At 55.4% G+C, this 22,957-nt stretch carries 21 protein-coding genes; 9 read left to right on the plus strand and 12 right to left on the minus strand.

Going from position 1 to position 22,957, the window contains the following annotated elements:
• Window positions 1-4: 4 nt before the first annotated feature.
• On the plus strand, window positions 5-2,080 hold the full coding sequence (glgX, locus tag URZ40_RS00105; protein ID WP_302218360.1) for a glycogen debranching protein GlgX: 2,076 nt from the start codon (window positions 5-7) through the stop codon (window positions 2,078-2,080).
• Between the two features lies 1 nt (window position 2,081).
• Here glgX and URZ40_RS00110 read toward each other — a convergent pair whose 3' ends face one another.
• Window positions 2,082-2,627 carry a winged helix DNA-binding protein gene (locus tag URZ40_RS00110; protein ID WP_116339832.1) on the minus strand — a complete coding sequence of 182 codons (546 nt, stop codon included), beginning with the start codon at window positions 2,625-2,627 and terminating at the stop codon, window positions 2,082-2,084.
• A 199-nt stretch (window positions 2,628-2,826) separates the two neighbouring features.
• Between URZ40_RS00110 and URZ40_RS00115 the strand changes: the two genes are divergently transcribed.
• The 3 genes from URZ40_RS00115 to URZ40_RS00125 are packed head-to-tail and all read left to right on the plus strand — an operon-like array spanning window position 2,827 to window position 5,537.
• Window positions 2,827-3,549 (plus strand): DUF969 domain-containing protein, encoded by a 723-nt coding sequence (locus URZ40_RS00115; RefSeq protein ID WP_192982276.1) that lies wholly within the window; start codon window positions 2,827-2,829, stop codon window positions 3,547-3,549.
• Window positions 3,546-4,532: a DUF979 domain-containing protein gene (locus URZ40_RS00120; RefSeq protein WP_166711207.1), complete on the plus strand. Its 987-nt coding sequence runs from the start codon at window positions 3,546-3,548 to the stop codon at window positions 4,530-4,532. Before URZ40_RS00115 ends, URZ40_RS00120 begins: the two co-directional genes overlap by 4 nt.
• Window positions 4,533-4,541: 9 nt before the next feature.
• Window positions 4,542-5,537 (plus strand): DUF2891 domain-containing protein, encoded by a 996-nt coding sequence (locus tag URZ40_RS00125; RefSeq protein ID WP_320719528.1) that lies wholly within the window; start codon window positions 4,542-4,544, stop codon window positions 5,535-5,537.
• 79 nt (window positions 5,538-5,616) lie between these two features.
• Here the strand turns inward: URZ40_RS00125 and URZ40_RS00130 are convergent, their stop codons facing one another.
• Window positions 5,617-7,017, minus strand: a complete 1,401-nt coding sequence (locus tag URZ40_RS00130) for an MFS transporter (RefSeq protein ID WP_316379163.1) — start codon at window positions 7,015-7,017, stop codon at window positions 5,617-5,619.
• Window positions 7,018-7,134: 117 nt separating this feature from the next.
• Between URZ40_RS00130 and URZ40_RS00135 the strand changes: the two genes are divergently transcribed.
• Window positions 7,135-8,040, plus strand: coding sequence for a LysR family transcriptional regulator (locus URZ40_RS00135; RefSeq protein WP_320719529.1), 906 nt, complete (start codon window positions 7,135-7,137; stop codon window positions 8,038-8,040).
• A 3-nt stretch (window positions 8,041-8,043) separates the two neighbouring features.
• Here the strand turns inward: URZ40_RS00135 and URZ40_RS00140 are convergent, their stop codons facing one another.
• Window positions 8,044-9,498, minus strand: coding sequence for a Cu(+)/Ag(+) sensor histidine kinase (locus URZ40_RS00140; RefSeq protein WP_316379161.1), 1,455 nt, complete (start codon window positions 9,496-9,498; stop codon window positions 8,044-8,046).
• Window positions 9,488-10,171, minus strand: a complete 684-nt coding sequence (locus tag URZ40_RS00145; RefSeq protein ID WP_316379160.1) for a copper/silver response regulator transcription factor — start codon at window positions 10,169-10,171, stop codon at window positions 9,488-9,490. The genes URZ40_RS00140 and URZ40_RS00145 overlap by 11 nt, the downstream gene beginning before the upstream one ends.
• A 163-nt stretch (window positions 10,172-10,334) precedes the next feature.
• On the opposite strand from URZ40_RS00145, the gene URZ40_RS00150 reads away from it, so the two are divergent.
• The 4 genes from URZ40_RS00150 to silA are packed head-to-tail and all read left to right on the plus strand — an operon-like array spanning window position 10,335 to window position 16,498.
• Window positions 10,335-11,720, plus strand: coding sequence for an efflux transporter outer membrane subunit (locus tag URZ40_RS00150; protein WP_320719530.1), 1,386 nt, complete (start codon window positions 10,335-10,337; stop codon window positions 11,718-11,720).
• 23 nt (window positions 11,721-11,743) lie between these two features.
• The gene (gene cusF / locus URZ40_RS00155) at window positions 11,744-12,085 is read left to right on the plus strand and encodes a cation efflux system protein CusF (RefSeq protein ID WP_316379158.1); all 342 of its coding nucleotides are present in this window, start codon (window positions 11,744-11,746) and stop codon (window positions 12,083-12,085) included.
• Window positions 12,086-12,096: 11 nt separating this feature from the next.
• On the plus strand, window positions 12,097-13,347 hold the full coding sequence (locus URZ40_RS00160) for an efflux RND transporter periplasmic adaptor subunit (RefSeq protein ID WP_320719531.1): 1,251 nt from the start codon (window positions 12,097-12,099) through the stop codon (window positions 13,345-13,347).
• 10 nt (window positions 13,348-13,357) lie between these two features.
• On the plus strand, window positions 13,358-16,498 hold the full coding sequence (gene silA, locus URZ40_RS00165; RefSeq protein WP_320719659.1) for a Cu(+)/Ag(+) efflux RND transporter permease subunit SilA: 3,141 nt from the start codon (window positions 13,358-13,360) through the stop codon (window positions 16,496-16,498).
• Window positions 16,499-16,559: 61 nt separating this feature from the next.
• Here silA and URZ40_RS00170 read toward each other — a convergent pair whose 3' ends face one another.
• From URZ40_RS00170 to URZ40_RS00205, 8 genes are all read right to left on the minus strand, one after another.
• Window positions 16,560-17,228, minus strand: coding sequence for a hypothetical protein (locus URZ40_RS00170; RefSeq protein ID WP_320719532.1), 669 nt, complete (start codon window positions 17,226-17,228; stop codon window positions 16,560-16,562).
• Between the two features lie 388 nt (window positions 17,229-17,616).
• Window positions 17,617-18,420, minus strand: a complete 804-nt coding sequence (locus tag URZ40_RS00175; RefSeq protein WP_316379155.1) for a carboxymuconolactone decarboxylase family protein — start codon at window positions 18,418-18,420, stop codon at window positions 17,617-17,619.
• A gap of 15 nt (window positions 18,421-18,435) precedes the next feature.
• Window positions 18,436-19,131, minus strand: coding sequence for an antibiotic biosynthesis monooxygenase (locus URZ40_RS00180; RefSeq protein ID WP_316379307.1), 696 nt, complete (start codon window positions 19,129-19,131; stop codon window positions 18,436-18,438).
• A 59-nt stretch (window positions 19,132-19,190) separates the two neighbouring features.
• Window positions 19,191-20,210 carry an aldo/keto reductase gene (locus URZ40_RS00185; protein WP_316379154.1) on the minus strand — a complete coding sequence of 340 codons (1,020 nt, stop codon included), beginning with the start codon at window positions 20,208-20,210 and terminating at the stop codon, window positions 19,191-19,193.
• A gap of 2 nt (window positions 20,211-20,212) precedes the next feature.
• Window positions 20,213-20,785, minus strand: a complete 573-nt coding sequence (locus URZ40_RS00190; RefSeq protein ID WP_316379153.1) for an NAD(P)H-dependent oxidoreductase — start codon at window positions 20,783-20,785, stop codon at window positions 20,213-20,215.
• Between the two features lie 88 nt (window positions 20,786-20,873).
• Window positions 20,874-21,125: a hypothetical protein gene (locus URZ40_RS00195; protein WP_320719533.1), complete on the minus strand. Its 252-nt coding sequence runs from the start codon at window positions 21,123-21,125 to the stop codon at window positions 20,874-20,876.
• Between the two features lie 102 nt (window positions 21,126-21,227).
• Complete coding sequence (locus tag URZ40_RS00200; RefSeq protein ID WP_320719534.1) at window positions 21,228-22,175, minus strand: aldo/keto reductase; 948 nt, start codon at window positions 22,173-22,175, stop codon at window positions 21,228-21,230.
• Between the two features lie 84 nt (window positions 22,176-22,259).
• The gene (locus tag URZ40_RS00205) at window positions 22,260-22,949 is read right to left on the minus strand and encodes a type 1 glutamine amidotransferase domain-containing protein (protein ID WP_116339868.1); all 690 of its coding nucleotides are present in this window, start codon (window positions 22,947-22,949) and stop codon (window positions 22,260-22,262) included.
• Between the last annotated feature and the right edge of the window lie 8 nt (window positions 22,950-22,957).

Here is a 22,957-nt window from a genome sequence, read left to right on the forward strand (position 1 = left end):
AAAAATGGCAAAGGATACTACGTTTGAAATTCGGGCCGGTCATGGCCAACAGCTGGGGGCGAATTATGACGGGAAGGGGGTTAACTTCGCGCTGTTCTCCGCGCACGCTGAGCGGGTGGAGCTCTGTCTGTTTGACCCGTCCGGGAAAACGGAAATCGCCCGGCTGGAGCTGCCGGAATATACCCATGAGGTCTGGCACGGCTATGTGCCCGATCTGAAGCCCGGCGCGCTGTATGGCTATCGCGTCTACGGACCTTACGACCCTGAAAACGGTCACCGTTTTAACCCGCATAAGCTGCTTATCGACCCGTATGCCCGTGAACTGGTGGGCGATATCGACTGGAACGATGCCCATTTCGGCTATGAGCTGGGGCATGACGAGTTAGATTTAAGCTTTGATACGCGGGACAGCGCGCCGTTCACGCCGAAATGCAAGGTTATCGACCCGAACGCTTTCGACTGGCAGGATCACAACCGGCCAAACGTGCCCTGGCCGCATACCGTCGTCTATGAGAGCCACGTCAAGGGCTTTACCCAGATGAACCCGGCCATCCCGCCCGAGCTGCGCGGAACGTTCGAGGGCATGGGACACAAAGCCTCGGTCGACTACATCAAAAACCTGGGCATTACCTCGGTGGAGCTGCTGCCGGTTCACTGGTTCCCGGATGACCAGCATCTCCTCGACCGTGGCCTGAAAAACTTCTGGGGCTATAACACGCTCGGCTTTTTTGCCCCGGCGTCGCGCTACTACGGCCCGGCGGGGATCCAGGGCTTTCGCGACATGGTGCGCGCCTATCATGACGCGGGCATTGAGGTGATTCTGGACGTGGTCTATAACCACACGGCGGAAGGTAACGAGCTGGGGCCTACGCTCTCGTTTAAGGGGATCGATAACTACAGCTATTACCGAACCCTGCCGGACCAGCACCGTTACTACATCAACGACACCGGGACGGGGAATACGGTCAACACCTCGCACCCGCGTGTGCTACAGATGGTGATGGACTCCCTGCGCTACTGGGCGGAATCGATGCATATTGACGGTTTTCGTTTCGACCTGGGGACGATACTGGGCCGCGAGCCCGAGGGGTTTGACCCACGCGGCGGTTTCTTCGACGCCATGACTCAGGATCCGGTGTTATCGAGACTCAAGCTGATTGGCGAACCCTGGGATATTGGCCCCGGCGGGTATCAGGTCGGCGGTTTCCCGCCGGGCTGGGGGGAGTGGAATGATAAGTATCGTGATACCGTTCGCGAGTACTGGAAGGGGGATAACGTCTCCACCGACTTTGCCGCGCGTCTGTTGGGCTCCGGGGATCTGTACGATCTGCGCGGGCGTCGTCCGTGGGCCAGCGTCAACTTCATCACCGCTCATGACGGCTTTACGCTGAATGATCTGGTGTCGTACAACGAGAAGCATAATGCCGATAACGGAGAGGACAATAACGACGGGCATAACGATAACCGCTCGTACAACTATGGGGAAGAAGGACCGACGGAGAACCCGGATATTATTGCTACCCGCGAACGGCAGAAGCGCAATTTCCTGACCACGCTGCTGTTCTCCCACGGCACGCCGATGCTGCTGGCGGGGGACGAGTTTGGCCGCACGCAGAAGGGCAACAACAACGGCTACTGCCAGGACAGCGAGATCTCGTGGATCGACTGGAAGGGGCTCTCCGAAAACGACGCTGCGCTTCGCGAGTTTACCCGTCGTCTCATTGCCCTTCGCGCGCAACAGCCGCTGCTGCGCCGTGAAAGCTGGCGCGACGGGCTGGAGATCCGCTGGTTTAATGCCGGGGGCGGTCCGCAGCAGGCCGAGCAGTGGGATGAAGGTTCGACGCTCGGGGTCTCCATCAGCAGACCGGATCTCAGGCAGGAGGACGGAATCTGGCACGACGTGCTGATGCTGTTTAACCCGTTCGAAGGCACCGTGCCGTTCCAGATCCCGCAGTTTGGCGAAGGGGGATGGGTTCTTGAACTGTCTACGGCGGATGACGCTGCCGCCGGAACAGCAATCACCGACACCGTAGAGTACGAGCTGGCCGGACGCAGCATTACTCTGTTCAGACGTCCGTAGTTCAGAGCGATGCCGCCGCGCGGGCGGCGGTGTCATACAGGGAGGAGATCGCGCGTAACAGCTGCGCGGTTTCGCCGATCGCTTTCCCGGAAATGCCGCTCTCCGCGTGGATGGCAATTAGACACGCTTCCCGCACGTCCCGGTACTTCATGCACAACGCTTTCCCTTCCTCCGTGGTGGAGAAAAAGAGCTCTTTACCCGCTTTCTCACTCGTCACGTAGCCCGCTTTGACCAGCTTCTTCAGGGCATAGGTCACCACGTGGGTATCTTCCACGTTAAGCACGAAACAGATGTCGGCCAGCTTTTTCTTGCGGTCGCGGTGGTTCACGTGATGCAGCAGCGAAACGTCAAAGGCGCCCATATCCGGTTCGCCGGCTGCGGTCATGCAGCGCACCATCCACTTGTTGAACGCGTTGCCGGTCATGATCAGCGCGTACTCCAGCTCTGACAGTTCTGCGCAGCGCTCGGAAACCAGATGGCGGGAAGAGACGATCCGGCCATCGTTGATATCGTCGCGATCGGGTGAAGCACTCTTTTTCGAGGTCATAACGTTCCTTAGCCAGAAATGTAAACTCGTCGATAAAATAAGAACATTTTATTGATAATTTGTTTACATGTTTTTGAGGTTCAGATATAGCTTTTTAGCGCAGGTTTTGTGAAGCCTGACGTAAAACACAACATCGCTCGCCGCAAATTAAAAAAATAGCCGTCGGCGCGCAACGCTCACTTTCGATAGGGTAAACGTTATGGACGGTACTACGCTGTTGCCGCTGATCGGGATACCGATCGTGGTTATTGGTTTTGCACTGCGCTTCAACCCGCTGCTGGTAGTCGTGGTGGCGGGGCTGGCGACGGGCCTGCTGGTCGGGATGGATTTCGGGATGCTGCTGGAAACCTTCGGCGAGAAGTTCGTCAATAGCCGATCGCTGGCGACCTTCATCCTGATCCTGCCGGTGATTGGTCTGCTGGAATACTACGGGCTTAAAGAGCGCGCCCAGGCCTGGGTCGCGAAGATCGCCAGCGCCACCTCGGCGCGTATCCTGATGCTCTACTTCGTGGCGCGTGAAGGCACCGCCGCGCTGGGGCTGATGTCGCTGGGCGGTCATGCCCAGACTGTACGTCCGCTGCTGGCGCCGATGGCTGAAGGGGCCGCCCTGAACGAATATGGCGAGCTGCCGCAGCACATTCGCGACAAAATCAAGGCCCATGCTGCGGCGTGCGACAACATTGCGGTCTTCTTTGGAGAAGACATCTTTATCGCCTTTGGTGCGGTGCTGCTGATCGACGCGTTCCTGAAAGAGAACGGTATTCAGGGCATCGAACCGCTGCATATCGGCCTGTGGGCTATCCCAACCGCGATTGCGGCATTGATTATTCATATGACGCGCCTGCTGCGCCTGGATGCCAGCATCCGTCGCGACGTGATGGCCTGGCGTGCAGAGCAGGGAACGCAGGGGGCCGCGCAATGATGACGCTTATCACCATTAACCGTGTGTATTACCTGATCGGCTTTGTCGTGATGCTGCTGGTCGTTATGACCCTGCGCGATCGCGCCAATCCGAAGCGTTTTACCACCGCGCTGTTCTGGTTTTTATTCGGCGGGATCTTCCTGTTCGGTGACCTGATGGTGCAGGAGCTGGGTAAATCGCTGGCGTACCGGATCGTTGGCGGGTGCGTCATCGCTATCGCGCTGCTGGCGGGTTTTGGCCTGGTCGGGAAAGGGCACTACAAAATGGCCTCCGAGGAGGAGCGCGTTGCCTCGTCAAAGCGCCTTAAAAACTGGCTGTTCCTGCCCGCGCTGATGATCCCGGTGGTAACGGTTATCGGGACGCTGTTCCTGAAAGGGGTGTCGGTTGGCGGCGTGTTCCTGCTCGACCAGAAACAGCTCACCCTGGCGGCGCTGTGCGTGGCCTGCGTCGCGGCGATCCTCACCGGCTGGTGGCTGACGAAGGGGACGCCGCTGCATGCCATTCGGCAGTCTCGTCGTCTTGTCGACACTATCGGCTGGGCGGTGATCCTGCCGCAGATGCTGGCGATGCTCGGCGGCGTGTTCGTCGCGGCCAATACCGGGGATTCGGTGCAGAAGGTGGTCAGCCTGTTCGTGAACCCGGACAGTCGCTTCATGCTGGTGGTGATTTATTGCGTGGGGATGGCGCTGTTTACCATGATCATGGGTAACGCCTTTGCCGCTTTCCCGGTATTAAGTGCCGGTATCGCCTTACCGTTCCTGATCAACGTGCATCACGGCAACCCGGCGCCGCTGCTGGCGATTGGCATGTACGCGGGCTACTGCGGCACGCTGATGACGCCGATGGCCGCGAACTTCAATATTGTTCCCGCCGCCTTGCTGGAGCTGAAAGACAAATATCAGGTGATCAAGATCCAGATCCCGACCGCGTTAACCCTGCTGGTGGTGAACGTGTTCCTCATGTATTTCCTCGTGTTTCGCTAAGGAGTTGTTATGGAATTGACGCAACATCAGGCTGACGCGTTTGCCCGCATGCCTTTAACCTATTTGCGCCAGGAATACCCGAACCACATCATGCACCTGCTGAATGATGATGGTGACGTTCTGCCGCCGCGCGAGTTGCACCCGATTTTCTACGGCTGTTTCGACTGGCACTCGGCGGTGCACGGCTACTGGCTGCTGCTGCGCTGCGTGCGCCTCTATCCGGAGCTGCCGAGCCGGGACTCGATCGTCGCGCTTTTCGACGAGCACCTGACGGAAAAGAACGTGGCGAAAGAGCTGGCCTATTTCACCGCGCCGTTCCGCGCCTCGTTTGAGCGACCGTACGGCTACGGCTGGCTGCTGGCGCTGGCCCAGGAGCTGAAACAGTCGTCGCTGCCGCAGGCCGCAGGCTGGTATCAAACGCTTGAGCCGCTAACGCAGGATATTCGCCACAGGCTGGTGGATTACCTCAGCAAGCTCACCTATCCAATCCGCGTCGGGACGCATTACAACACGGCGTTTGCCCTCGCGCTGGCGCTCGATTACGCGCGAGGCGTGGAGGATAGCGCGCTTGAGCAGGCGATTGTCACGGCGGCGGAGCGGTTTTATCGCGCCGACACGCGCTATCCGGCCCACTACGAACCCGGCGGGGATGAGTACATTTCCGGCGCGCTGACGGAAGCGCTGCTGATGAGCAAGGTGTTAGAAGACTTCCCGGCCTGGTTTGACGCGTTTTTGCCGGATGTCGGCTCCGTTGCGGCGCTGATGAACCCGGCGGAGGTGAGCGACCGTACCGATCCGAAAATTGCCCATCTCGACGGGTTAAACCTCAGCCGTGCGTGGTGCATGAAGCATATTGCCAAAGCGCTTCCCGCAAACCATCCGGCGCAGCAGGCGCTGCGTGATGCCGTGGCGAAACACCTGACGGCAAGCGTCGAGCACGTGGTGGGCAGCCACTACAGCGGCGGGCACTGGCTGGCGAGCTTCGCGCTGCTGGCGCTGGAGTAAACGAGCGAGTCGTCTTTTTTGCCGGGTGACGCTGCGCTTACCCGGCCTACATTGTGCAAGCGTAGCGCCGCCGGGCGAATCAGGCTGATGCCCGAACCGCAGGGCGCAGCCGACTCACGCTAAACAACACTGACCCCGTCGAGGCGATGACGGCGATCCACAGCGCAAAATGCACGGCCCGGTCATGGTCTGATTCGGTCGTAGCAAGCAGCACGCCAACCGCGGCGGCACCAAGACACTGGCCAAATGTCCTCACAATCGACAACACGCCGGAGGCATAGCTGGCATATTCCCGCGCCACGTTAGCGAGCATCTCCCGGTTATTGGGGCTCTGGAAGCAGCCAAACCCAATCCCGCACACCAGACTGCGCAGGCAGATATTCCATGCGGAAGGGCTATCCGGCAACGTCGCCAGCAGAACCAGCCCACCGACAAAAATCATCAGCCCGACAGTCGAGATCAGCGGCGCGGAAAGGGTATCCGCCCAGCGCCCCGCGTGCGGCGCGATCAGCACGATGCCAACCGGCCACGGGGTGAACAGCAGCGCCGAAACCACCGGGCTGTAGCCATACACGCTCTGAAACAGGAACGGCAGCGCGACAAAGGTAATGCCCTGGCTGACAAACGAGGCCAGCGAGGTCAGGGCTGCAAGCGTAAAGCGCCCATTTTTGAAAATAACGGGCGGCAGTATGGGACTTTGCGCGCGCCGAATACGCCAGATAAAGGCGAGGGTGCTGACCAGCGTGAGGAACCCCCAGCCTGTGGCCGCCGGGTTGATACCTTGCGTTATGTGCTGAAGGCTGTCGGCAAGCATGATTGCAGAACCTAACAGCACGGCGGAGAGCGCGGCGCCCGGCGTATCAAAGGGGGACCGATCAACGTCTGGCTGGCGCGGTAACGCCCGCCACGCCAGCAGCAGGGCAACGCTGCCCGGAATAATGTTAATGGCGAACAGCCACTGCCAGCTCAGCATGTCCAGTATGGTTCCGCCCAGGACAGGGGCAATCGCCGTGCTGGAGGCGATAAGCAGGGCGTGCAGCCCCAGAATTCGGCCAAGCAGTCGACCCGGAAATACGGATCGCAGGATCGCCGGGGCGATACTCAGGGTGGCCGCCCCGCCGATGCCCTGCAGAATGCGCATGCCGATCAGCATTTCTGACGTGGTCGCCAGCGCGCAGCCGAGCGAGGTGAGCGTAAAGGTGGCAAGCCCGGCAAGAAACACCGGGCGATAGCCCACCCGCGCCGCCAGCGCCGCGAAGATGGCCAGTGTCATGGCCGCTGACAGCAGATAGCCGTTGGCAAACCACACCGCAACGTTCGCGGGCACCTGCATTGCCTTTGCCATGGAGGGCAGCGCGATGTTGATCATGATGCCGTCAAAGACGCCCATCAGCGTGGTGGTCATGACGGCGGCCATCACCCTGGCGCGTTCATGACCGGGTAATCCTTCATCGCCGGGCAGGTTTGAAAATAGCGTCATCGTCGTTACTCCGGATAAGAATAGTGATGACGAAACTATAATCATGGGGTATACAGGGCGGAAGACGCAGCGTTTGCACTTTATCGTTGCATAGAACGCCTTATCTGAGGAGCCATCGTGTCCGATCCTGACTTTAACCTTCTGGTTGCGCTCGACGTTCTGCTGGCCGAGGCCAGCGTGGCGGGCGCGGCGAGGCGCTTAAATCTGAGCACCTCCGCCATGAGCCGTACCCTGAGCAGGCTGCGGGAGGCAACCGGCGATGCTATTCTGGTGAGGGCCGGGCGCCATATGGTGCTGACCCCCTGGGCTGAAGCCACGCGGGACCGCGCCAGAAGCGCCGTGCATGAGGCGAGGGCGGTGCTGCAGCCCTCCACCGACACGCTGAAGGTGGAAAGTCTCGAGCGGCTGTTCACCATCCGGGCCAACGACGGTTTTGTGGTGGCATTTGGGCCACTGCTCATAGCCGCCGTGGCGAGCGTTGCGCCCGGAGTGTGCATCCGCTTCGCTCCCAAACCCGAGAAAACGTCGCGCTATTTGCGGGAGGGGCTTGTCGACCTGGAGATCGGCGTGCAGAACAATATGGGGCCTGAAATACGGCTGCAGCGGCTTTTTCAGGATCGGTTTGTTGGCGCGGTGCGCAAGGGGCATCCGCTGTCGTCACAGCCTGATGTCAGCCTTGACGATTATGTCGCGTGGGGCCATGTGGTGGCGTCGCCTGATGGGGCATTACACGGGTCTGTTGACGATGCGCTGGCGGAACGAGGGATGAAACGAAAGATCGCCAGTGTGGTGCCTGGATTCCCGACGGCGTTATCCGTGGCGCTGGCCTCCGATCTTATTGCCATGGTGCCGGCGCTGTACCTGCTCAATCAGGCGATGACCGAGCGCGTGCACGTCTTTGAACTGCCCTTTAAGACCCGCACCATTACGGTGTCACAGATGTGGCATCCTCGCATGGAGCGGGACCCGGCGCATCGCTGGCTCAGGGAAAAGGTCCTTGAGGTGTGCCGCGCTGTTTGCTGACGCTCAGAACACTTTTCCGGGTACTGTGAGGATGAAGCGCGTCGACACCGCATCCGATTCCACGCGGACTTTGCCGTGGTGCGCCGTGACGATGGACTTCACGATGGCAAGCCCAATTCCGCTGCCTTCACCTTTGCGCTGTCTGGACGGATCGACGCGATAAAAACGGTCAAACAGCTTTGGCAGATGCGCCTGCGGGATCGGCGTGCCGGGGTTTTCTGTCACCAGCTCAACGTCGTTATCCCGTTTTCTGATGGAGACCGTTACCGTTTTCCCTTCCGGCGTATAGCGCAGGGCGTTGGAGAGCAGATTATTGATTGCTCTTCTGAACATCTGCGGATCGCCTTCTATCAGGCAGGGCATCCCGTTAAATTTCAGTGAGATGTGGCGTTCTTCCGCCCAGGCTTCGAAGAAATCGAACACTTTCATGACCTCGGCGCTTAAATCAAACATCACCCGGTCAGGGATCAGCTGGTTATTATCCGCCTGCGCCAGAAATAGCATATCGCTGACCATGCGGGTCATCCGGTTGTACTCTTCCAGGCTGGAGTAGAGGACATCTTCCAGCTCTTTCTGGGAGCGGTTCTGGCTCAACGCAATTTCCGTTTGCGTCACCAGGTTGGTGATGGGGGTTCTGATTTCGTGGGCGATATCGGCGGAAAAATTCGCCTGCCGGGTAAAGACATCTTCAATTTTCCCAATCATATGGTTGAAGGAGATCACCAGCTGTTCCAGCTCAACGGGCACGCGGGACGGCTCCAGCCGCGCATCCAGATTTTCGGAGGTGATATTTTTAATGGCGGTGCTGACGTTACGCAGGGGCAAGTGTCCCTGGCGCACCGCGATACGAATAACCAGCACAATCAGCAGGCTGATCGCTGCGGCTATGGCAAAAAGATTCTTCTTCAGCGCCTCAAGGTAGTGGAGATGAAAATTTATCGAGAGCCCGATCAGCATGACGTAGTTCTGGGTTTTGCCCTGCAGCGTCGCCGTGCCTGAAGAGGCGATAATCCGGTAGGTTTGCATCTTCATGTCGGACCCGGCGTGCAGGGGGGCGGCAGGGTCTTCAACCGTCCAGAGAAACACATCCTGTGCACGACGGTGTGCGCTAAAGTTCGCCGTATTCATCGCCGGGCGCAGTGCCGCGCCCTGCGCCGAGCTGAACAGGGTATTGCCCTGCGGATCCAGAAGCAGGACGGCCACGTTGCGGTAGCTGGCGACCGACTCTTTGAGCTTGCTGATTTTCTTTTGGTCGGGATCGGCCGGAGACTGGAGGATGCGATGCATCGCGCTGCTGATCTGCTGTAAGTCGCTGATGTCCTGCTCGGCGAAATGCTTTTCAACGGAATGGAGCATAAACCAGGTAAAGGCGAAAAAGGCCAGTATCGTGGAGAGGCTGATAAAAAAGGTCAGCCGCAAGGCAAGAGAAAAAGGGCGCCTGGGAAGCTTAACGTGCATCCGGTACCTCCAGCATATAACCCACGCCGCGCACCGTCTGGATCAGCTTCGGTTCAAAATCGTTATCGATCTTTGCGCGCAGCCGCTTTACTGCCACGTCAATTGCGTTCGTGTCGCTGTCAAAGTTCATGTCCCACACCTGGGAGGCAATCAGGGAGCGGGGAAGCACCTCTCCCTGATGACGCAGGAAAAACTCCAGCAGGCTGAACTCTTTGCTGGTGAGCAGGATGCGATTGCCCGCCCGGCTGACCTTTCGCGATACGAGGTCAACCGTCAGGTCAGCCGCATGGAGCTGGCTTTCCGCGATCACCGTATTCCCGCGTCTTAACAGCGTCCTTACCCTGGCGAGCAGCTCAGCGAAGGCGAACGGCTTAATGAGATAATCATCCGCGCCCAGCTCAAGCCCTTTAACCCGGTGCTCAATCGTTCCGAGAGCCGTGAGTAACAGGATGGGCATCCCTTTACCGGCCGAGCGAAGCATGCGGACAATATCCCAGCCGTTCACATCGGGCAGCATGATATCCAGAATCAGCAGATCGTATTCAGCGGTCATGGCGAGGTGGTAGCCGTTCAGGCCGTTATCCGCGTGGTCCACGACAAACCCCGCTTCCGTCAGCCCCTTGCTGAGGTACTCACCGGTTTTCATTTCATCTTCGACGATCAGTATTTTCATCGTGCTCCCCCTGGCTGGCTGCTGGAGACATTCTAGTGAGCCTGCGACCGTTAACAATGACTTACGCTAAAAATGACAACATTGTCATTATCCTGTCACCCGTCAAACAGGATGCGTTCCGTAGAGTAACCCTAAATCTACTCTGGACTTCATTTAAACCGTTATGTTCCTGTTAAAACGACTAAGCATCAGTACGGTATTTATTCTGGCAGGCTGCGTCTCGCTGGCGCCTGAATACCAGCGGCCGGAAGCACCGGTACCCCAGCAGTTTTCGCTTTCCCGTAACGGCCTGACGCCCGCGGCGGCGGGGTACCAGGACACCGGCTGGCGACGCTTTTTTGTCGATCCTCAGGTTGCGGGGCTGATTACGGAAGCCCTGAAGAACAACCGGGATATAAAAAAGGCCGCCCTGAAGGTTGAGGAAGCCCGCGCGCAGTTCAACGTAACGGATGCGGATCGTTATCCTCAGTTGAATGCCTCCTCCGGCATCACGTACAGCGGCGGGCTGAAAAGTGACAAACCCACTTCACAACAGTATGACGCGGGGCTGGCGCTTAGCTACGAGCTCGACTTTTTCGGCAAGCTGAAAAACATGAGCGAGGCCGATCGACAAAACTATTTTGCCAGCGAAGAGGCCCGTCGCGCGGTGCATATCCTGCTCGTCTCTAATGTGTCGCAGAGCTATTTCAACCAGCAACTGGCGTATAAACAGCTGCGTATTGCGCGGGATACGCTGGCGAATTACCAGCACTCCTATGCGTTCGTTGAGCAGCAGCTGGTGACGGGCAGCACGAACGTCCTGGCGCTGGAACAGGCCCGGGGACAGATCGAAAGCACGCAGGCAGAGATTGCCAAAAGAGAGGGGGAGCTGGCGCAGGCCAATAATGCCCTGCAGCTGCTCCTCGGCACGTATCGCGCGCTGCCGGGCGACGGCAGCATGAACGCCAGCTACGTTGCGCCGGTAAAACTACCTCCCCATCTTTCCTCCGCAATACTGCTGCAACGCCCGGATATTATGGAGGCGGAGTATCAGCTTAAAGCGGCCGATGCCAATATCGGCGCGGCACGTGCTGCTTTTTTCCCGTCCATTTCGCTGACCAGCGGGCTTTCAACCGGCAGCACGGAGTTGTCCAGCCTGTTCACGTCAGGGAGCGGGATGTGGAATTTTATTCCTAAAATCGACATTCCCATTTTTAATGCGGGCAGGAATAAGGCCAACCTGAAGCTGGCCGAAATTCGCCAGCAGCAGTCGGTTGTGAATTACGAACAAAAAATTCAGTCCGCCTTCAAACAGGTTGCCGACGCGCTCGCGCTGCGGGACAGCATTAATCAGCAAGTTGAAGCGCAGCAGCGTTATCTTGATTCGCTGCAAATTACCCTGCAGCGGGCCAGAGGATTATATTCCAGCGGTGTGGTCAGCTATATCGAGGTGCTCGACGCGGAACGTTCTCTTTTCTCCACGCAGCAAACCATTCTCGACCTTATTTACGCCCGCCAGGTGAATGAGATTAATCTCTTCACCGCGCTCGGCGGCGGTTGGGTTGAATAACTTCATTAAAGAGGAAAATAAAAATGCGTAATTCACTTAAAGCCGTTGTATTCGGTGCAGTCTCTATTGTGTTTTCTGCCAGCCTCCAGGCTGAGGTTCATCAGCACGAGATGGTCAGTGCTGCCAGTGAAGGAACCTCAGAGCAGCTCATCACCGGGACCGGTATCGTGAAGGGCATTGATCTCACGAATAAAAAAGTGACGATTTCTCATGAAGCCATTCCGGCGATTGGCTGGCCCGCGATGACCATGCGTTTCACCTTTATTCAGGCTGATGAGAGTATCAATGCCTTAAAAGTCGGCAGTCACGTTGATTTTTCGTTTATTCAGCAGGGCAATATCTCTTTACTGAAGAGCATTAAATAGCGAGAAACAGCATGGCCTCATTAAAAATAAAATATGCTGCCATGATAGTCAGCAGCCTAATTGCGGGAGGGCTGATATCGGTGACGGCCTGGCAGGCTATTCATTCCTTTGAAAAAACAGAAAATAGCGCACCAGAAAGAAAGGTGCTTTTCTGGTATGACCCGATGAAGCCCGACGTGAAATTCGATAAGCCCGGTAAATCGCCGTTTATGGATATGGATCTGGTGCCGAAATATGCGGATGAAAACGACAATAAAAGCAGTGTCGGTATCCGTATTGACCCGACCCAGGTTCAGAACCTCGGATTAAAAACGCAAAAGGTGACGCGCGGAACGCTGAATTATGCTCAGACCATCCCGGCTAACGTTAGCTATAACGACTATCAGTTCGTCATTGTGCAGGCGCGCGCGGAAGGCTTCGTGGAGAAAGTGTACCCGCTGACGACGGGCGATAAGGTGAAGAAAGGCACGCCACTTATTGATATTACCATTCCTGACTGGGTAGAGGCGCAGAGCGAGTTTCTGCTGTTATCCGGCACCGGCGGAACGCCGACGCAAATAAAAGGCGTTCTGGAACGTCTTCGGCTGGCGGGTATGCCGGATGAGGATATTCAGAGGCTGCGTGCCACCCGAACGATCCAGACCCGCTTTACCATCAAGGCGCCGATCGACGGAGTGATCACGGCTTTTGACCTGCGTACCGGCATGAATATTTCCAAAGATAAGGTAGTGGCGCAAATTCAGGGGATGGATCCGGTCTGGATCGGCGCGGCAGTGCCTGAATCCATTGCTTATCTGCTGAAAGACACCTCGCAGTTTGCTGTTTCGGTACCGGCTTATCCGGATAAAACCTTCCCGGTTGAAAAATGGAATATCCTGCCGAGCGTGGACCAGACCACCCGCACGCTGCAGGTTCGCCTGCAGGTCGCTAACAAGGACGAGCTGCTGAAACCGGGCATGAACGCCTACCTGAAGCTGAATACCCAAAGTCAGGAGATGCTGCTGATCCCCTCCCAGGCCGTTATCGATACTGGCAAAGAACAGCGCGTTATGACGGTAGATGCGGACGGGAATTTTGTCCCGAAAAGGATCCACGTTCTGCATGAATCTCAGCAGCAGTCCGGCATTGGTAGCGGACTGGAAGAGGGGGAGTCGGTAGTGGTCAGCGGCCTGTTCCTGATTGACTCGGAGGCCAATATTACCGGCGCGCTGGAGCGCATGCGTCACGCTGAAGCTGCTGACGGCGCGCATTCCGGCCATTAAGGAGACGATGATGATTGAATGGATTATCCGGCGGTCAGTCGCCAACCGTTTCCTGGTCATGATGGGGGCGCTGTTCCTCAGCGTCTGGGGGACATGGACCGTTATCAACACCCCGGTCGATGCCTTGCCCGATCTGTCTGATGTTCAGGTGATTATCAAAACAAGCTATCCCGGCCAGGCACCGCAGATTGTTGAAAACCAGGTGACCTATCCGCTCACCACCACCATGCTCTCGGTTCCCGGCGCAAAGACTGTGCGCGGTTTTTCTCAGTTCGGTGATTCGTACGTGTATGTCATTTTTGAAGACAGCACCGATCTGTACTGGGCCCGGTCCCGCGTGCTGGAGTATCTGAATCAGGTTCAGGGCAAACTGCCTGCGGGTGTGAGCTCTGAAATCGGCCCTGATGCCACGGGCGTGGGCTGGATATTCGAGTATGCGCTGGTGGATCGCAGCGGAAAACACGATCTCGCAGAGTTGCGCTCGCTGCAGGACTGGTTCCTGAAATTTGAACTGAAAACAATCCCGAACGTGGCTGAAGTGGCGTCGGTGGGCGGCGTAGTTAAGCAGTATCAGATTCAGGTCATCCCGTTAAAACTGGCTCAGTACGGCGTTAGCCTGCCTGAGGTTAAGCAGGCCCTTGAGTCGTCTAACCAGGAGGCAGGGGGATCGTCAGTTGAAATGGCGGAAGCGGAGTATATGGTCCGGGCCAGCGGTTATCTGCAGACGATGGACGATTTCACTAACATCGTCCTGAAAACCGGAGAAAACGGGGTACCGATTTACCTTCGTGATGTTGCCCGCGTACAGGCGGGACCGGAAATGCGGCGCGGTATTGCGGAGCTGAACGGGCAGGGGGAAGTCGCTGGTGGTGTGGTGATCCTGCGTTCGGGCAAAAACGCGCGTGAAGTCATTACGGCGGTAAAAGATAAGCTGGAGACGCTGAAGGCCAGCCTGCCGGAAGGCGTTGAGATTGTGACCACCTACGATCGCAGCCAGCTGATCGACCGGGCAATCGACAACCTGAGTTCCAGGCTGCTCGAAGAGTTTATCGTGGTGGCCATTGTCTGCGCGCTGTTCCTGTGGCACGTTCGCTCTGCGCTGGTGGCAATTGTTTCTCTGCCGCTGGGCCTGTGTATTGCCTTTATCGTCATGCATTTCCAGGGGCTGAACGCCAATATTATGTCCCTGGGAGGCATTGCCATTGCGGTTGGCGCGATGGTGGATGCCGCTATCGTGATGATTGAAAACGCGCACAAGCGGCTGGAAGAGTGGGATCACCAGCATCCGGGAGAGCAGATTGATAACGCCACGCGCTGGAAGGTGATCACCAACGCCTCTGTCGAAGTTGGCCCCGCGCTGTTTATCAGCCTGCTGATCATCACCTTATCCTTCATTCCTATCTTCACTCTTGAGGGCCAGGAAGGGAGGCTGTTTGGTCCGCTGGCCTTCACCAAAACGTACTCCATGGCGGGCGCGGCTGCGCTTGCCATCATTGTTATTCCTATTTTGATGGGGTTCTGGATCAGGGGTAAGATTCCCGCTGAGACCAGTAACCCATTGAACAGGCTGCTGATTAAAGCCTACCATCCGGCTCTGATTAAGGTGCTCCACTGGCCCAAAACAACCCTGCTGGTTGCGGCCTTATCCATCTTCACGGTGATCTGGCCGCTCAGCCAGGTGGGCGGCGAGTTTTTACCGAAGATCAACGAAGGCGATCTGCTGTATATGCCGTCAACATTGCCGGGCGTTTCTCCGGCAGAAGCGGCCGCACTGTTACAGACCACGGACAAGTTAATTAACACCGTGCCTGAAGTGGCCTCTGTTTTCGGCAAGACGGGTAAAGCCGAAACGGCTACGGATTCCGCGCCGCTCGAAATGGTGGAAACCACCATTCAGCTCAAGCCTGAGAATGAGTGGCGGTCCGGCATGACGATTGAGAAGATTATTGACGAGCTCGACAAGACCGTTCGGTTGCCCGGTCTGGCGAATCTCTGGGTTCCGCCGATCCGCAATCGGATAGACATGCTTTCCACCGGGATCAAAAGCCCGATTGGTATCAAGGTGTCAGGTACCGTGTTGTCTGATATCGACGCGACGGCGCAAAGCATCGAGGCGGTAGCGAAAACCGTGCCGGGAGTGGTGTCTGCCCTGGCTGAACGTCTGGAGGGCGGGCGCTACATTGATGTCGATATCAACCGGGAAAAAGCCTCCCGCTACGGAATGACGGTGGGTGACGTGCAGCTGTTTGTCTCCTCGGCCATCGGCGGGGCGACGGTGGGTGAAACGGTGGAGGGCGTCGCCCGGTACCCGATTAATATTCGCTATCCTCAGGACTACCGGAACAGCCCGAGCGCGTTGAAGCAGATGCCGATCCTGACGCCAATGAAACAGCAGATCACGCTGGGCGATGTGGCTGATATTAAGGTCGTATCTGGCCCGACCATGCTGAAAACGGAGAATGCGCGTCCTGCCAGCTGGATTTACATCGATGCCCGTGGCAGGGATATGGTGTCGGTGGTGAACGACATTAAGACGGCCATCAGCCAGAACGTGAAGCTGAAGCCGGGAACCAGCGTGTCATTCTCAGGCCAGTTTGAGCTCCTCGAACATGCCAACAAGAAGCTGAAGCTGATGGTGCCGATGACGGTGATAATCATCTTTATTCTGCTGTATCTGGCGTTCCGTCGCGTGGAAGAAGCGTTGCTAATCCTGATGAGTCTGCCGTTCGCCCTGGTCGGAGGCATTTGGTTCCTGTACTGGCAGGGCTTCCACATGTCTGTCGCAACCGGCACCGGGTTTATCGCCCTGTCCGGGGTGGCGGCTGAGTTTGGGGTGGTCATGCTGATGTATTTGCGTCATGCCATTGAGGAGAATCCGGCGTTGTCCCATCGGGACACGTTCACCGAGCAGGGGCTTGATGACGCGCTTTATCATGGTGCCGTGCTGCGCGTGCGGCCGAAGGCGATGACCGTGGCGGTGATTATTGCCGGTCTGCTGCCCATTCTCTGGGGGACCGGTGCCGGGTCAGAGGTCATGAGCAGGATAGCGGCGCCTATGATTGGCGGGATGATCACGGCGCCGCTGCTGTCGCTGTTTATTATTCCTGCGGCGTATAAGTTAATTTGGTTGCGCAGGCAGAGAAAGGCATAAAAAATCCCGCCAATAGTGGCGGGATTCTTATGGGAAGAATTCTCAGCTGAATATTTAAGCTTCACGATATCGCTTTGCTCAAATCATTAATATTGTTTGTTAGGTCTATGATTTCTTGATGTTTTCTCATTATATAGTTTCTGCACTCTATGAGGCACCCATTTCCTGCTATGCCTAAACTTTCGCAACCAGCATCCATTTCATTACCAACAGTCTGTATCGCTTTGTAAAAATCCCTGTCAGCTTCTGGAGAAAGGAACGAAAGAAGGATGATTTTCGATGCTGTCATTTCACGCATTTCGTCCATCCACTGATTATGGATGACATCTAACTCTTCTATAGAGGCGTTTTTTTCTGCTAATCCATACGCATGTTGACGAAGGCTTGCTTGAGTGGCATGAGATAAAAATCTGGCACAAGAATCACGAACACCATTGCAGTTCTCCTTTTTCAACGCAACTTCGGTTGCCAGCTGAGTGTTTATCTTGAGTGTACTGACTTGTTGTTCAATCCCCAATTTAAACTCGGTAGCCTGACGCTCTGAGCTTTTATCAAATTGGCGATGCGAGTTTTTCATGGCCAGCCATGCAACCCCAGCAGTAGCTGCAGCGGGCAAAACTGCTTTTGCAAGATCAATCCAAGGGGCCAGTTGATCTTTTTGGCTTGCAATCTGGACTGTAACCACGTCTTTAGCGGGTTTCAGCACTTCGAGTAACTGAATGATATCCATGACGTTAACTCAATTAAAAGAAAAGTAGTATAACTCCAAACCATAACCGCACCTCACGCATAGTGTCAGCAAACGAAAGATATGGGAGGGGACTTAATTCTATATTCCTATTATTTTATTAGAGTCATAACCATCTTAGGTAAAGAAGATATTTAACTATTCTGGGTTTGAGGAATATACATAATTTACGACAGCACCAGAAACATTATAACAAACTGTTTTAAATGGATATTAATCAAATGGCGATTCAAACTCACAGTTATGAACTCAGTTTTGGTTCATAACTGTGTTAAACGCTGTCCAGAAATCACTCGATGTTACGTCTGTTAGTTCATGAACTGTTCGTTCTAATTTTGTGATGTACGTCAGGTTTTCGTGTTAAGTAATATTACCTTTTACTCGATGAGCGATTGCTTAATACCTCTCCGACAACAGGAGCAGCGGTAAATGCGTTTGGCCAGCCAGCGTAAAACGCGGCTTGGGTAACGATCTCCCCAGCTTCCTCAGCAGAAAGTCCATTATCCATCGCTCTGTTGAGGTGATAGCCAATCTGCGCGCTCTGTCCAGATGCGATTAACGCGCTGACCGTAATCAGGCTTCTGTCGCGGGGTTTCAGCGCGGGTCTTTGCCAGAGATCCAGGAACAGTGGGTCAGCAGTAAATTTAACCAGACCAGGTGATATCGGTCCCACGTTTTTTTCCACTGTCTCTGAACGCTGCTTTTCTGCTTCCTGATTGAGAGGAAGCAGGTCCGGAGAAGCGTCAGGAAGTGCATCTGCCGTGACGCCACGAGATTCAAATACTGCTTTGGTCACGCTGACTGCTGACATGGCATTTGGCCAACCTGAGTAGAACGCCAGATGGGTAATGATTTCTGACAATTCCGCTGGCGAAACGCCATTATCAAGGGCAATGTCTACATAGTGCTTAAGGTCGCCAGGCTGGTTTCTGGCAATTAGCATGGCGACGGTCACCATACTACGATCCCTGGGCGAGAGGGCATCGCGTGTCCACAGATCTTCAGTAATAGCTTCTCGACCAAAGCGGGCAAGAGCCGGTGAGACAGAACGAATATCAGCTTCAGGAATCGCTGAAGGTTCAATTTTCATCATAGCTTTACCTCTTGTTTCCTCAGCATTAGCAAAATCAGAAATAACAAGCGACATGGCCGCCGCTGCAATTACGCTTTTCATGTTAATCCTCACTGGTCAACGGTGCGGATCCTGTTTGATTCCGCCTTTGTTACGAAGAAATACCGGTTTTACCGGGATAGCGTCCTTACTGGCGCTCATATGCGCCGTTTGCCTGAGATAGTCCCGGAAGTGTGGCGTTTGTCGGTGCAGTTGATACGCTTCCTCACTGGCGTAAACCTCATAGAAATACCAGCGGTTTGGCGTCTGTGAGTCTGTAGCGGCATACATGGCTAACACGCCTTTCTCAACGTTGAGCGACTCAGCCATTTCAGGCAGAACGATGTTTTTAAATTCGGTCTGAAATTCAGGCTTTACCTCAACGATCACCAGATTATTAATGGTTCGCTCATTCGGTAGGATGTATTTGTCCCCCAGAAATTGGGGCTCCAGAGTGATTTTATTTTTCCGATCGATAATGTCAGGTGCCCGGGCAGCGAATGCCTTGTACGGTTCAGCATTCAGATGTTTGCGGTAAGCACTCTCGTTTTCATAGAGTTCGACCACGAATACCTGACGTGGATTGTCGCTTCGTTGCAGGGCGTACATCGCCAGCGTACCTGCTTCATGATCAACCGAAGCGGAAATCGTCTGCCTGGCCACGTCTGCAAAAACTTTGTCCCGATCGGGTCTGACGCCAAACTCGAAGATATTCATCACGGGCTTATTCTGCGTGTCCGGTTTTGTTGCAAAGACAGGGATGCTTATTAGCATACAAATTAAAAACATAAGGGGCTTTTTCACGTTGATCCTTTTACTGAAATTACTGTTTGCTACCGCGTCCAGACCTGCTTAACGTCTTTCGTTTGCGGCGTGTTTTGCGCCATGATCCCCGTCAGAACATGCGGCTGGTAGGTTTCTTCCAGAAACCGGATTTCCTCCGGGCTCAGTTGAAGATTTACGGCGTTTACCGCGCCATCAACGTGATCTTTTTTTGTGGCCCCTACGACAGGTGACGTGACTTTTGTCAGCAGCCAGGCGAGTGAGATTTCCGTCATGGACACCTGATATCGTTCAGCAAGCTCGGCGACGCGCTCGATAATGATCCGATCCTGTTCAGCCGTGCTGTCATATTTTCCGCGGGCATAGGCATCCTCGGTGGCTCGCCGCGTGTGGCCTTCTTTCCGGGAGAGACGACCGCTGGCCAGCGCGCTATAGGGGGTCATGGCGATATCATCTTCAGCGCACAGACCGAAGAGCTCTCGTTCATCTTCACGCATAATCAGGTTGTAGTGGCTTTGCACGGAAACAAAGGGCGTCAGCCCTTCGCGTTCGGCAAGGGCGTTCGCTTTCGCCAGCTGCCAGGCATAGCAATTGGAAATACCAATAGCGCGCACTTTGCCCGCAGTAACGGCGGCATGAAGCGCTTCAAGCACCTCAATAACGGGCGTGTTGTAATCCCAGATGTGGTAGATGTAGAGGTCGATGTAGTCCATCCCCAGATTTTGCAGGCTCTGGTCGAGCGATCGGGCTATTGCCTCTTTTCCGCCGATCCCCGCGGCAATTTGCGCGGCGGTTCGCGGCAGAAACTTGGTGGCCAGCACCACATCCTCGCGTTTTGCCATCTCCCGCAGCGCCCGGCCAACGTATCGCTCACTGGAACCGTTCTGATAGGCGATGGCGGTATCGTAAAAATTGATACCCTTTTCGAGACCGTAGCGGATGATGTCCCGGCTTGCTGTTTCGTCCAGCGTCCAGCGATGCTGGCCCGTTAACGGGTCGCCAAACCCCATACATCCCATACAGATGCGGGAGACCAGTAAGTCACTTTTACCGAGCCGGGTATACTGCATCGTTATTCTCCCTCTGGATTATTCACGACGGAATTGAGCAGATCGACAAGCCTTGAAGCGTGTTCCCGGGCAAGCGTTTTATGCTGCGCGATTTTGTCGGCATCCCGGTCGGCATAGCTGATACCGCAGGTATAAACCGGCGCCAGCAGCTCAAGATTGCACAGTTTTGCCGTGGTCTCGAACGGAATAAGATACTCTTCAATGGCATGGCCAAAGAAACCGTCAGCGGTATAGAGCGCCTGTGGCGCCCCTGTAGTGAAGGAGAGGATCAGCTTTTTACCGCCCAGTTTCGCCGTTGAGCCATGCGCGAAGCCGTGGACAAAGACCTCGTCCAGCCATTGTTTCATTAACCCGGGCAGCCCATACCAGGAAAAAGGAAACTGCCAGACAATCACATCGGCCCTGAGCAGGCTTTCCTGCTCCGCAGCGATATTGAATTTGCCGTTCGGATAGAGCCAGTCCAGACGACGAATTTCAGCATCGGGAAGGGCGGTTGCCACTTCATCAAGGATAGTGGCGTTGGCGACGGAATGGTTCAGCTCAGGATGACCTGAAATAACAAGGATATTTTTCATTTCAATACGTTAAAGAGGCTGGTGGATTTTTAACCCAGTATAGAGTGACACCATTATTTTTTTTAGAGCAGTAAAGGCTCATTCACTTTTAGACAAAAACTAATAATGGTCGATTGATCTCATTGTGCCCCCATATCCCTTGGCGGCTTCCCAAATCAGCGCCTTTCGCGTTTATCAGCGCATTCTTTTCTATCTGCGGTTGGCTTCGGTCAGGATTATGACCATCAGCGACGGTTTTCCCCCAGTCGCCAAGGAAAGGTGCCTGCTCAAGCGCAACAGGCATACACGCTCGCCCTAACTCGCTGTCGAGATAATGTTCTTCGAGGCAAATGATTTTCATATTCTCACTCTTCATACAAAGCAGTAAAAGTGATGCAGATTAGGATCGCCCGGAACAGCCCGTTCGTGAGTGTCATTCATGACAGTCTGTCCCGGACAGGGTTTACACCATCGGTTTTTCCCAGGCGCCTCGTGTATCGACTCTGGTCTCTGTGGCGACTTTTTCCAGCAGGATGATTTCCTCATCGCGTAACTGGATGTCTGAAGCGCAGGCGGCGTCCAGAACGTGATGGACTTTAGTCGCACCAACGAGGGGAAGGGTACCTTTTGCAATAGCCCATGCGATGGCTATCTGTGCCACGCTGGCATTCCTTTCAGTTCCCATTTTTTTCATGGCGGCGGTTAATCTTTCTATCTGCGGCAGTACTGCGTTATAACTTTCGGCCCGGCCACTCCCGGCAGGCATGGGATGATTTGAATCATAACGACCACTGAGCGCGCCTTGCTCCAGGACCATGTAAGCAAAGAACGTGATGTTATTTTGTCGGCAGTAATCAAGGATCCCGGCCTCTTCAGAGGCGCGATAGAGCAGGCTGTAATGATTCTGTACTGCACTGAGGGAATAACCGGAAGCGTTAAGGATTTCGTTGGCGCGTCTGATTTGTGCCAGATTGTGGTTGGAAACCCCGACGCGTTTGACCTTACCGCTTTGTAAAAGTGGGATCAGTCCTGGCGTCCATTTCTCAACGTCGAGGGGATTGTGGATCCAGTAGATATCAATCGCGTCCACGCCCAGGCGTCCGAGGCTGGCCTCAAGCATATCGCTGACAGGCTGTGCTGACTGTTCGTTCGCAATCTGCGGCGTGAATTTGGTGGATAAAATCATATCCTCGCGGGGGAACTGACGGACTAATGCTCCCAGCGCTGCCTCGGAACTCCCCATGCCATATACTGCTGCGGTATCCCAAAGATTGAGACCCTTACTCATGGCCGTGGTGAACACGTCTGCCATCTGAGTATCAGAAAGATGATTGCCGAAGACGGTGTCGCCACCGGCAAAGCCTGTGCCCCAGGACCATGTGCCGAGCGCGACTGAAGGAAGAGATTTCATATTCAGCTCCTGAAAAAAGGCCGGAACGTTGCTGACGTAAACCGGCCAAAGAGGGTGAGTAACGGTGAAAGACAGATGAATGAATTAAGTTGGCTGGCGGAGGGCATTTAACAGCGCCACACCCACACCGTGCGCTGAAGCGGGATTCTGCCCCGTGATAAGGCGTCCGTCGGTAACCACGTTTTCAGACCAGTTCGGGGCCTCATGATGAAGCGCGCCATGCTCGCGGAGTGCAGTCTCAAGCAGGAAGGGAACCACATCTGTGGTGTGAACTTCTTCCTCTTCCTTGTTGGTAAAGGCCGCCACGTTTTTGCCTTTCACCAGGTATTCGCCGCTGCTGAGCTTTGCGTCAACCAGTGCCGCAGGTCCGTGGCAGACGGCTGAGACAATCCCATCACTTTCATACACTTCGCGGATAATACGCTGGGCATCCTGGCTGTCGCGGAAATCCCACATGGTTCCATGCCCGCCCGCAAAGAAAACGGCGCTGTAATCGGTACCGTTCAGCTCGGATAACGAAGGCGTTGTGGCCAGGCGCTGCTGAAAATCGGTTTCGTTCCAGAACCAGGCGTTGACAGAGTCACTGAGGTCAAATCCATCCACCGGCGGCTGTCCCCCGCGAATGCTGGCTATCGTCGTTTTTAGTCCGGCATCTTCCAGTACTTTCAGCGGATGCGTCAGCTCAGCCAGGAAAAAACCGGTTGGTACACCGGATGCGCCTTTAATCGGATGGCTGGAAACGACACACAGCACGGGTTTATCTGCAGGTTTCATATCGGGCC

It is taken from the genome of Enterobacter sp. 296B2 (assembly GCF_034106185.1).
GTDB classification, from domain to species: domain Bacteria; phylum Pseudomonadota; class Gammaproteobacteria; order Enterobacterales; family Enterobacteriaceae; genus Enterobacter; species Enterobacter cloacae_N.